Here is a 10602-nt window from a genome sequence, read left to right on the forward strand (position 1 = left end):
TATTCAGAAAAACTCTCGTGCCCCATACGCGGCACGACGTCTGACAAGGAGATACCAGGTGTGTTACACCACGACATGTTCTTCCTGCTCCAAGACCACTTGGGCAGGATGCGGCCAGCACGCCGACCAGGTGATGGCCGGCGTCCAGACAGCGCGGCGCTGTACCTGCACCCCTGCTCCTGACCCGGGGTCCGGGTTCTTCCGGTCCTTCTTCGGCCGCTGACCCGCCGCACCGGATGACCCGGTGCCATGACCCGGTACCCGCCCATACTCGCACCCATCACCCCCTTTTTTCAGGAGTCAACCAATGTCCAGTAACACCAAGGTCAGGGACGGCGTTCCGCCGATCTCACACGCGTCCGGCGGCGTACTCGGCCGCATGGGCGCATCGATGGCGGGCAACGCAAAATGGGTGCTCGGTGTCTGGCTGATCGTGCTCATCGCACTCGGCGCGGCCGCACCGTCGGTGTTCAGCTCCCTCGCCGGCGCCGGATGGCAGGCCAACGGATCCGAATCCGTCCAGGTCCGCGAACTCGCACAGGAACACTTCGGCGGCAACTCTTCCGCCGCCGTCCAGGTTGTCGTGCATTCCGATGACCGGACCATCGACAGCCCCGACATGCAGCGCACCCTCACCGAGGTCACCGATGTCTTCGCCGGGGACCCTCGCTTCGGTGCGATCATCGCGCCGCAGCCGGGAATGTCCATCAGCCCCGACGGGCACACCGGAATTCTCATCGCGGGCGCGAACGCAAGCACCGACGAGATGGTCAAGGCCGTTGACGATCTCAAGGGGGAGTTGACCGCCCTGTCCGGGAACGGCATCGAGGTCTATCCCACCGGCGCATCGGCACTGTGGAGTGATTTCAACAAGGCCAACCACGACGCGATGATTCAGGCCGAACTGTTTTCCTGGCCGGTCACCCTCGCGATCATGGTGCTCGCCTTCGGGTCCCTCGTCGCCGCCGGGCTCCCACTGCTGCTGACCCTGGCCGGGCTCGTCGCCTCTGCGGGCGGCCTGGTTCTGCTCAACCAGATCACCCCGATTTCCGTGTGGGCGATGAACTTCGCGATGATGTTCGCCCTCGCCCTCGGTATCGACTACGCCCTGTTCATCGTCTCCCGGTTCCGCGACGCGATACGTCATGCATCGTCGCCGCGGGCGGCGGTCGCGGAAACCATGGATACCGCGGGCAAGGCCGTCGTCCTGTCCGGAATCACGGTGCTCGTGAGCCTCTCTGCGGTCCTGCTGGTTCCGGCACCGGCCGTGCGGACGATGGCTATCGGCATCATGCTCGCCGTGTTCTTCGTCCTCCTGGCCTCGATGACTCTGTTGCCTGCCGTTCTCGGGATGCTCGGCACCAAGGTCAACGGTGGATCCTTGCCCTACGCCAAGCGTCAGGAACACCGCTCACCGAAGTTCGCCGCCTGGGGCGAGCTGCTGCACAAGCACCCGTGGCCGTTCGCCATCGGTTCTCTCCTGGTGCTGATCGCGCTGTCGATCCCGGTGCTCGGGCTCAAGGTGGCGATGCCCTCCATCGCGGTTGTCCCCTCCGACGCCCCGGTCCGCCAGGGCTACGAACTCGTCCAAGCTCAGATGGGGGAGGGGGCGCCGGGCATGTTGCAGATCATCGCCCCCGCCGCGGAGGGCGCGCAGACAGCGAAGGCTGCTGCCGCGACCGAAGGTATCGCCATGGTGACGCCGCCGCAGTCCGCACTCGATGGCAGCGATTTTGTGATGTTGCAGGCCATGCCTACCGTCGATCCGTCCGACGCACAGATGGGAGCCATCCTCGACACCTTGCGTGCGGACCTTCCCTCGGGCGCTCTGGTGGGCGGCGCACCGGCGGAGAACCTCGACCTGCAGCAAGCGCTGAACGACTACCTCCCGCTGATCGTCGGCATCATCCTGGTTCTCGGGTTCCTGCTGCTCCTGGTGGCGCTGCAGGCGCCGTTGATCGCGATCCTCGGTACCGTGGTCAGCTTGCTCTCCACCGCCGCCGCATTCGGGGTCGCGAAGTTGATCTTCCAGGACGGGCACGGCGCGTCGTTGCTCGGTTTCACCCCGCAGGGGTTCCTCGACGGGTGGGGGCCGGTGTTCTTCTTCGCGATGATCTTCGCGATCGCCATGGACTACACCGTGTTCTTGTTGGCCACGGCGAAGGAGCATTACGAGCGCTCAGGTGATCCCAAGGTTGCGCACGTCGACGGTCTGGCTCATTCGGGGCGGGTGATCCTCGCCGCTGCCGCGGTGATGGTGGCCGTGTTCTTCACCTTCGCGCTCGCTGATCCGTTGCCGCCGAAGGAGATGGGCATCATTCTCGGTGTCGCTGTACTGCTCGATGCGGTACTGATTCGGCTGATCCTGCTGCCGGTGCTCCTGCGGTTGACCGGGCATGCCGCGTGGTGGTCCCCGGCGTGGCTGCGAAAGGTATTGCCCAACATCAGTTTCTCGCACTGACAGGTCCGGATGGCGTGGTTCGGCCACTGTGACGCACAGATCTGACGAACCACCCACCCGGATATACCCATAGGGGTATATTTGAGGTTACTGATTGATCTTCGGAAGGAACTCCCATGGTCGGCGACGACGACAGCATCGCATTGGTACTCAACCGACTCCGCCGCGCGCACGGCCAACTCGCCGGAGTGATCTCGATGATCGAACAGGGCCGAGACTGCAAGGACGTCGTCACCCAGCTCGCCGCGGTCTCACGCGCACTCGACCGGGCCGGTTTCAAGATCGTCGCCACCGGCCTTCGCGAATGCATGACCGGCAACCGCGAGAATGGCAAGGAACCGATGACCGAGGCGGAACTCGAAAAGCTCTTCCTCGCACTCGCCTGAGACCGCGGCGGCGATCGCGGAACAACGAACAGAAAGGACGGTACGGACAGTCATGACAGCTCTCCCACGGCACCACGGCTGGACCATCGAACGGATCGTTCCACTATTGGGCGGGGTAGTCGTCCTGCTCAGCGTGGCCTTGACACTCGCCTTCTCCATTTGGTGGCTGCTTCTCACCACGTTCGTCGCTGCGAATCTCCTGCTCTACAGCGCAGTGGGATGGTGCCCGATGAGCCTGATACTCCAACGCCTCGGCATCCCGCGGCTCGGCACCCGCTGACCGATCCCAGACCCCGGATCCCCCGAAAAAAGGACGTAGATCATGCAACTCGCACTCACGACCACCCTGAACACCACGTTCGACGACGCTGTCGAACGCACCCGTAAGGCATTGTCGGAGCAAGGTTTCGGGATACTCACCGAGATCGACATGAAATCGACCCTCAAAGCCAAGCTCGACGAAGACCTGGAGGACTACCTCATCCTCGGCGCCTGCAACCCGACGTTGGCACATCGAGCAGTCGGAGTGATGCGGGGGATCGGATTACTGTTGCCCTGCAACGTCGTCGTGCGCGCCGATCCCTCCGCGGAGAACACCGTCATCGTCGATGCGATGAACCCCGCCCTCATGGTCGAGGTGACCGGCGAACCCCGACTGCAGTCCGTCGCCGACGAGGCCACCGCCAGGCTGCAGGCAGCTCTCGATTCGCTCACCGCACAACAGAACTGAACTAGAACAACAACCGCATGCCGCCGAACGTCGGTAGACGAAAAGGACGCCGATGACTCTCGCAATCGCACTCGCTGCCGGGGCAGTCATCGGTGTCCTTCTAGGACTCCTCGGCGGCGGCGGATCCATCCTTGCCGTACCGGTCCTGGTGTTCGCCCTCGGCCTCGACATCGACCAAGCAATCCCGATCTCACTGATCGTGGTCGGTGTCGCCTCGGCTGTCGGCGCGATCCCGAAAGTCCGTGCCCATCTTGTGCAGTGGCGACTGGCCGCCGTGTTCGCCGCTGCCGGTATCCCCGCAACCTTCCTCGGTAGTGCCCTCGGGCGAGTGCTCCCGCAGTCCGTCGTGATGATCGGGTTCGCCGCGGTCATGATCGTTGCCGGTGCTCGTATGCTCGCCGACCGCGGCGATACCGGAACCGCCTGCAGCGTAGGTGATTCCGGTATCAATTGGCGTCGCTGCGCACCTCGTGCGATCCCAGCAGGATTCGCCGTCGGTGTGCTGACCGGGCTCTTCGGCGTCGGCGGCGGATTCCTCATCATCCCCGCCCTTGTCCTGATGTTGGGAATAGACATGCAGATCGCGATCGGAACCTCGCTTCTGATCATCGTCGCGAACTCCGCCGCCGGCTTGATCTCACATCTCGGTAGCGGCGTCACCATCGATCCGGCCATCACGATCAGTTTCACCGGAGCTGCGATCGTTGCCTCCTTGGTCGCCGGACGGTTCGGCAACCGCGTCGACACCGGAAAACTTCAACACTGGTTCGCGTACCTGGTGTTCGCCGTCGCCGCGTACATTCTGTTCGATACTCTCGTGTTGAGTCGCTGACGCCGTGACACACGAGGGAGCCGTACTCGTGTGGAACTCCGCTTTTCCATATCGGCGACCGGCCTCGTTCGCCATTCGTCGTATCTGTTTTCGGCGTAGACATCGGCAACCGATATCTACGTGGTGACCAGGCTGTCGGCGCCCGAGAAGTGCCCGCCGGCAACGGACCACTCCTCCTTTCCGAGTAAGCGCTCCGTTGTCGTGGCCGCTCCACCACGACCAATGTCACCGACTTTCGTGCAAGATGAGTGGGGGTAGATGTATCGCCACCAAGGTCGACATGGGGCGGAGGGCCTGATTCACAAAAGTCACCGGCCGCTGTTGATGATCCCGACAGAGGCCCGGTTCTCCGGATGCACGGCCGTGCCGTGACCGCTGCTCCCTGCAACGTGGGCAAGAAGAGAAGAAAGGTGGACAAAAAGAAACGGAACGACGCACACATGACGTTCGGTCGGGCCGATGGTTGCTCTGCCACCCATCGCATAGGCACACTCCGAACGTCGTCGACGTGCAAAACCGATGAGAGAGGACTAGTCATGACCTCGCAGCTTTACCTCGTCCGCCAGGGACAACGGCCCTCAACGCCAACTACCGCAACTGCGTGACCCTACTGAATCAGTTCGATCTCGTCGGTGTCGTATCCGAGTAGACCGGCGACGGTTGAGTGGGCGTCGTCGCCGTACAGCTCTTCTTGGGTCTCGTCGCCGAACATCTGGGAATGCAGCTCCTTCATATCCCTGGGTTGGGATGAGCGGGGGGCAAACCGAACTTGTACATCGGTGGGGCTACCGATGGGCTGTGTGTATGCGACGAGGGGTGGAACGCTTGCGCTTCCTGGGTGAACCGCAACTCGCAATGCGTGTTGCGGTCTGTGCCCTCGTGCGCCGCCGATGGTCAGTTGTTCCGACAGCGTTCGAGCCAGCGTCGTGTCCCGTATGTGAGTGTCGCGCACAAGTTGTGTCAGTGATCCCTTCTGCATTTTGATGCGGCGGCGGGGTTGATGTTCGTTGAACTCCCGGGCGGTCTCCCAGAAGTCGTTCAACAGCGTGACTGCTGGATCGTCGATCAGACCGCTGGGCTGTATGCGCTCGGTGATGTGGTGGGTTCGCTCGCCGGGACGGAGCGTTAGGTGATGTTCGAGTCGGGCGAATCTGAAGGGGAGGTCATCCTGGAGTAGTGCGATGTGCTCGGGAGTCATTTCCACGACACGGGTGCTTCCACGTAGTTCCACGAAAAAGTAGGTATCGTCCGGAGCTTGTCCGACGGCGGCACCTCTCAGTTCCCTCAACGCATAGACCTCTTGTTCGAGATCGTCGACACGGGTCCGCAGTATGTCGGCGAGGGTGATCTGGCGCTGGACGTACTCACTGATCGGGAGCGGAGGTCCGTCGTTGACCATCTGCCAGTTTCTTGTTCCCTCACGGTTACCTTCCACCGGTCGTCCGGTGGCTAGGTACACGGCTTTGAACAGCCGCATCGACGGAATCGTCGACATCTGATCCTCGAAAGTGCGAACAGTTTTTACTCGGCGGCCGTAGGACACTTCGTCTACGGAGATCGCGGCCTTCTTCGCTTTCTGCCGTTCGGTGTCTCGATTGAAGATCGCTGCCATGCTGATGGGATGCCCGCCATAGTCCACCCACACGGCCATCATCGGGTAGACGGTTCTGCGTAGAGGATTGAATCGGTAGAAGGGTTGGTTGTTTGCGTTACGAATGAGCTCGATGGCATCTGATCTGCCGGGATCGGTGAGCACGAGCGATGATTCCAGTCTGAGCGCCTCGAAGTGTTCGTGCACGATGCGACCGGTGATTTGCGGGATGGCGGTTTTTCCCAGGATGTCTTGGATCCGGCCGTGCAGCACGATGTGGCATTCGTCGGTCGGGTCGGCGCTGATGGTGACGGTGACGTTTGGATCAGCGTTGATCTGTTCCGTTTGGTCCGCGGTTTCGATGAATTCTTGTTCGATCAGGACCGGAAGTGCGGCGAGTGCGTCCCCGCGATCTGCGCCGAAGATGTTGTGCGCGTAGATGAGTGCGCTCTCCGGCGGCGTCCATCGAAGATCGTGATCACCGAGGGGAATGATCTCGATTTCGATCATCGACGCCAGGACAGCCAGCTGCGCCGACGTCAGATCGAGGATCTTCGCGAGTTGCGGATTGGCCGCCTGACTGTCGCGAGCGAACCGAGCAGTATGTGCGATCGGCACCATCAAACCGATCGAGGAGCTCATGTCGTCGCGATATTGCGCGAGAAGGGCCGAGTACGCAGGCTGGCCGATCTCGAACCGCTCGCCCTCGCTCAACATGCGGTCCCACAGATGTGATCTGCGGCTTTCGTGAAACCAGAGTTGTCCATTGCGTTCTACGCTGAGGATGTTCTCCCGCTCGAGAGACTGCCGCAACACACCCCACTGAGTTGAAGTGAGATCAAGATAGGCAGTGATCGTCGATTCAGGCGGTGGCAATTCGAAGACCGACAGCCAGCGTGCAGCGATCTGCGCATCGCCTGGGAGTCGAGCCAGCGCATCTTCCAGCGAGCGGACGAATGCAGTAGGGGGCGTGTATTCATCCAATGTACCGCCGCTGCGGAGCTGACCGATCAAACCTTCGACGATGATCGGGAATCCGCTGCTCAGGAAGTAGACACGATCCGTGTTAGCACTTGTGACGCCTGCCCGGTTGAGCATGGTTTCGACATCTGCTCTGCTGAGTCCGCCGACGATTATCTCCCCGCATCCGGTGTCTCGAAGTCTGGTGAGTCCGGTACGAGCCTCGTGCGCCGCCGACGACCAGGCGATCACGAATCGTGCGCGTTTAGGGGGCGCGATGCAAAGACTGGCCAACGCCCGTTGGTCATCCTCTGTCAGCCGTTGGCACTCGTCGATAGCCAGAATCACGTCGCGTTTGAGCACAGTGGCAACCTCGTCGCACAGCCGTACCAGGAGCTTGACGACGTTGGTATCGCTTCGCGACTGGAGATCTCGCCGTAGATCAGCGGTCGTATCCTGGCGTAGGCCTTTGAAGAACGCTGCGAGACCTTCGCCCGCATGTTCGCCGATTCGCGCCTTCACCAACGCCATGACTTCCTGGGTCACGGCCTTGGCCAGGCTCTTACCGACTTCGGCCACCATTTCCTTGCCTGCGGTGTCGAGTCGGTTCTGGATGGTGCGCCACGCGGTCCGATCCGCCATCGAGGTGACCAAGGCTGTGACGAGGCCATTCAGGATGGCGACCTGCAACGCGCCGCTGTCGAACGCACAGGTGACCGGCGGCGGCGCGATGGCTGCACCACGTGAGAGTTCGATCTGATGGTCGGCGAGGATCGATGACTTACCGGTTCCGGAGTCACCCGTGACTACTACAACAGGATGTGACATCGACAGAAGATCGGTGAGTTCAGGCCGCATGAGCACAGTATGCGGCTGACCTCCGACACCTTCTATTGCAGGTCACCGCCGCGAGCCGAATAGCGTTGCGTCGAAGCGAATCCGTTCTACAGACAATTTGAGCAAATTGAGAGACTTATGCCTGGCGCCACACTCGATCATTCCACTTGCGCAAACCGTGGACGTCGAACTATCCTATGGCCAGTAGCTGGAGATGAAATAGTTCTCTGAGCGCTAATTCCGGAACCCACGCCTAGGCGTGGGTTTCCGCGTATCTGGAGGGCAATAATCGTTCCATGCTGCTGGCGTACATTGACGAGATCGGCGAGACAGGGGCATTCGTTGCGCGCGATCACGCTCGCTTCAACACCAGTCCCGCGTTCGGCTACGCCGGCCTGATCCTTCCCGCTGACAATGCTCGAAAGTTCGGTCAAATCTTCACGCTGAAAAAGCGGGAGATCTTCAAAACCGAGATCGAGAAGGCAGAGCACCCTGGACGGTGGGAACGTAAGGGCGCGAGTATCTTTCGTCCCGACACTTTCGACAAGTATCGGCAACAGATCCGAGTATTCAACACTTTGGTGCGCAGCGTACGCAGCCTCGACGGCGCCCTCTTCTACTACGCCGCGGAAAAACCTCTCGGAACCCCGAAACAGACGGACCTCGATACGGACGCCCGAGAAACAGCTGCGATGCGCGAAGCGCTCAACCGCATCGCCCGGTACGCCGACTACAAAGGCTCGAACGTGATGGTCATGATCGATCAGATCAACGAGAAGACGCGCGCAGCTCGGCTGCCGGCCATGTACGAGCACATCTTGGGTCGTGCGAGCGGATATCCGGAAATGAAGCGGATCATCGAGCCGCCAATGCACATAGACAGTGTCCTGAGTTCGAACATTCAGTTCTCCGACTGGATTGCCGCATGTGTAACGAGAGCGATCGAGTACCAGATCATCAAGGAATCCCCCTACCAGTGGGTGACGGGGGACAACGCACTCCCGTCGGTCAGGGGCGCATTCACTCATGAGTCGAAGATCCACTTGTGGCAGCGTGACCTTTCCGATCTCAATCACTCCGACATCTTCCGCAGTGATCGACTGCTGCATCCGGCGGCGGCGGGACAGTTGGTCGGCGACCAACTTCCGGCCGATCGATTCCGTCGGATGAAGGCCGCGGCCGAGCGAGCACAGATCCGACAGTAATGCACTCTCTCGGGTAGTTGCATGAGTTTCGCTTGGATAAAACTGCTGATGACAACTGAAACCAGCTTCTGGTCGACTTTCCGCGATCATGTCGAGCGAGTGCTCGGGCCCAAGTGATTCATCCAGCCGGGTGAATACCAGCCGAGCGGGGGACTGTTTCTGGACGATTCGTTCGAGCCTGTTCGCGGACAACGATATTCGAGAAGTCCGATAGAAAACGATCCACTCGAAAGCCGCCTCGCGAAGCGGTTCCGCACTGCCCCATCGCTGCATCCTCACGCGACCACTTCGCGTTCCGAGGACAAGGGCGCGTACCGCGTTGTCTCGGTCCGTATTAACGCACCCGGTTTCCGTAGTACCTACGCCGTGGAGGTTCAGGCCGCTGTCGGATTCGAGTTCGCGGATGAGGCGTTCACCGTGACGGTTGACGCTCCGCAGGGCTTCGATCAGGCTGCGCGCCGCGCAGTCCGGAAGTCGGTTGCTCGTGCGGGTGAGTGGAACGCCGACAACCCTGATGCGATTGCTCCGCGTCTGGAGGACGCGGACGCGTATCGCGTTGTTGCGGTTCGCGTGAGCGTGGATCGGTAGGCGATAGAGGACCGGCCCGAAGCTACCGGGCCGGTCCTCTTCGTTGCGTGCTCCGAAAATGGCCTCTCACCGTGCGGTGGGGGGCTTTTTCGTGTGTTGGGGGTGTGGGTGTGGCTATTGCTGATTGGTGAGGGTGAGGAGGAGCTGTGAGACCTGTTCGGTGGTGGCGTCGGCGAGGCAGTCGACGATGCAGGCGGTGAGAAAGATCTTGATCGTGTTCGGTACCCGTTGCGCGAGGGCGCGGAGCTGCTCGCCCCTGGTGGGGCGGTGGTTGTCGGGGGTCTGGTCGTCGTGCTCGTGCATTTCTGCTCCTCGTAGTGGATTGGAGTTCCGCGTGGGTGCGTCCTCATCTCTTGTTGTTCGAGCTACGGGCGAGATCACATGTTCGTGTAGGGGAATTGAGTTGTTGCTGGCTTGTGACCTGCGGTGATGGCATGTCCCGGGGTGGTGTGTTCGTGGAGTTGGGGCGCCGGCGAATTTGGGGCCGGCTGATGGGGCCGGCGGGGTGCTCGGGTTCGGTGGTGGGGGAGTGTCGGGGGGTGCTCGGCGGGCGTGTGTGGGCCGATTTTTGGGTGTTTTTGAATGTTGTTGTGTTTCAGTAACTTTGGGTTATCGGTTGGTGGGTAATCTGTTTCGGTGGTTACGCATGGAGGTGTTTTGGGGAGACTCGAATTATGTTGTGGTGGTTACGATTTCGACGTTTCGTGGTTCTGTGTTGTTTTGCGGTTTGGGGTGGGGTCCTGTAGGATGGGAAGCATGATGACGATGAGTTGGCAGACGCGAGACGGGGTAGCTTTGAGCGACCTCCGCTCCTCCCCAGCCTCGTTTGGTACTTGGGTACCGAATTCTCAGTTCCGATCAAATCCTTTGGTGACAAAGACAATTCAGGAATTTAGAGGCGCGCAGCGACTCGATCGACGGCAGTCTGGCTGGACCCACTGCGAGCCGCGCAGCGGCTCCCTGGTGGGGAGCGAAGCGAGCCGCTTCCGTTCCCGATGCGGAGCATCGGGAG

General features: G+C 61.1%; 9 protein-coding genes. 7 read left to right on the forward strand and 2 right to left on the reverse strand.

The genetic code is table 11. The features are described 5' to 3' along the window. The first annotated feature begins 307 nt into the window (after positions 1–307). The 5 genes from M1L53_RS31925 to M1L53_RS31945 all read left to right on the forward strand — a co-directional run bounded on the left by M1L53_RS31925 (position 308) and on the right by M1L53_RS31945 (position 4409). On the forward strand, positions 308–2461 hold the full coding sequence (locus tag M1L53_RS31925) for an MMPL family transporter (protein ID WP_058037329.1): 2154 nt from the start codon (positions 308–310) through the stop codon (positions 2459–2461). Positions 2462–2577: 116 nt separating this feature from the next. Then, positions 2578–2847 (forward strand): metal-sensitive transcriptional regulator, encoded by a 270-nt coding sequence (locus tag M1L53_RS31930; protein WP_054802216.1) that lies wholly within the window; start codon positions 2578–2580, stop codon positions 2845–2847. 52 nt (positions 2848–2899) lie between these two features. Next, on the forward strand, positions 2900–3127 hold the full coding sequence (locus M1L53_RS31935; RefSeq protein ID WP_058037328.1) for a DUF2892 domain-containing protein: 228 nt from the start codon (positions 2900–2902) through the stop codon (positions 3125–3127). A gap of 42 nt (positions 3128–3169) precedes the next feature. Continuing rightward, positions 3170–3577 carry a DUF302 domain-containing protein gene (locus M1L53_RS31940; protein WP_054802217.1) on the forward strand — a complete coding sequence of 136 codons (408 nt, stop codon included), beginning with the start codon at positions 3170–3172 and terminating at the stop codon, positions 3575–3577. 52 nt (positions 3578–3629) lie between these two features. Then, on the forward strand, positions 3630–4409 hold the full coding sequence (locus tag M1L53_RS31945; protein ID WP_058037327.1) for a sulfite exporter TauE/SafE family protein: 780 nt from the start codon (positions 3630–3632) through the stop codon (positions 4407–4409). Positions 4410–5016: 607 nt separating this feature from the next. Here the strand turns inward: M1L53_RS31945 and M1L53_RS31950 are convergent. Further along, positions 5017–7818, reverse strand: a complete 2802-nt coding sequence (locus M1L53_RS31950; protein ID WP_058037326.1) for an ATP-binding protein — start codon at positions 7816–7818, stop codon at positions 5017–5019. A 275-nt stretch (positions 7819–8093) separates the two neighbouring features. On the opposite strand from M1L53_RS31950, the gene M1L53_RS31955 reads away from it, so the two are divergent. Then, a complete protein-coding gene (locus M1L53_RS31955) occupies positions 8094–9002 on the forward strand; it encodes a DUF3800 domain-containing protein (RefSeq protein ID WP_024487937.1) in 909 nt (302 codons plus the stop codon). 366 nt (positions 9003–9368) lie between these two features. Continuing rightward, on the forward strand, positions 9369–9590 hold the full coding sequence (locus M1L53_RS31960) for a hypothetical protein (RefSeq protein WP_058037325.1): 222 nt from the start codon (positions 9369–9371) through the stop codon (positions 9588–9590). Between the two features lie 114 nt (positions 9591–9704). Here M1L53_RS31960 and M1L53_RS31965 read toward each other — a convergent pair whose 3' ends face one another. Beyond that, positions 9705–9893 (reverse strand): hypothetical protein, encoded by a 189-nt coding sequence (locus M1L53_RS31965; protein ID WP_042447579.1) that lies wholly within the window; start codon positions 9891–9893, stop codon positions 9705–9707. Positions 9894–10602: the final 709 nt, after the last annotated feature.

The sequence above is a fragment of the Rhodococcus sp. T9N genome (assembly GCF_024436645.1).
Lineage (GTDB): Bacteria > Actinomycetota > Actinomycetes > Mycobacteriales > Mycobacteriaceae > Rhodococcus_F > Rhodococcus_F qingshengii.

What these genes read in the sequence shown, in the direction of transcription:
- M1L53_RS31925 (WP_058037329.1), top strand. Translation starts at nt 308, where the DNA reads ATGTCCAGTAACACCAAGGTCAGGGACGGCGTTCCGCCGATCTCACAC.
- M1L53_RS31930 (WP_054802216.1), top strand. Translation starts at nt 2,578, where the DNA reads ATGGTCGGCGACGACGACAGCATCGCATTGGTACTCAACCGACTCCGC.
- M1L53_RS31935 (WP_058037328.1), top strand. Translation starts at nt 2,900, where the DNA reads ATGACAGCTCTCCCACGGCACCACGGCTGGACCATCGAACGGATCGTT.
- M1L53_RS31940 (WP_054802217.1), top strand. Translation starts at nt 3,170, where the DNA reads ATGCAACTCGCACTCACGACCACCCTGAACACCACGTTCGACGACGCT.
- M1L53_RS31945 (WP_058037327.1), top strand. Translation starts at nt 3,630, where the DNA reads ATGACTCTCGCAATCGCACTCGCTGCCGGGGCAGTCATCGGTGTCCTT.
- M1L53_RS31950 (WP_058037326.1), bottom strand. Translation starts at nt 7,818, where the DNA reads ATGCGGCCTGAACTCACCGATCTTCTGTCGATGTCACATCCTGTTGTA.
- M1L53_RS31955 (WP_024487937.1), top strand. Translation starts at nt 8,094, where the DNA reads ATGCTGCTGGCGTACATTGACGAGATCGGCGAGACAGGGGCATTCGTT.
- M1L53_RS31965 (WP_042447579.1), bottom strand. Translation starts at nt 9,893, where the DNA reads ATGCACGAGCACGACGACCAGACCCCCGACAACCACCGCCCCACCAGG.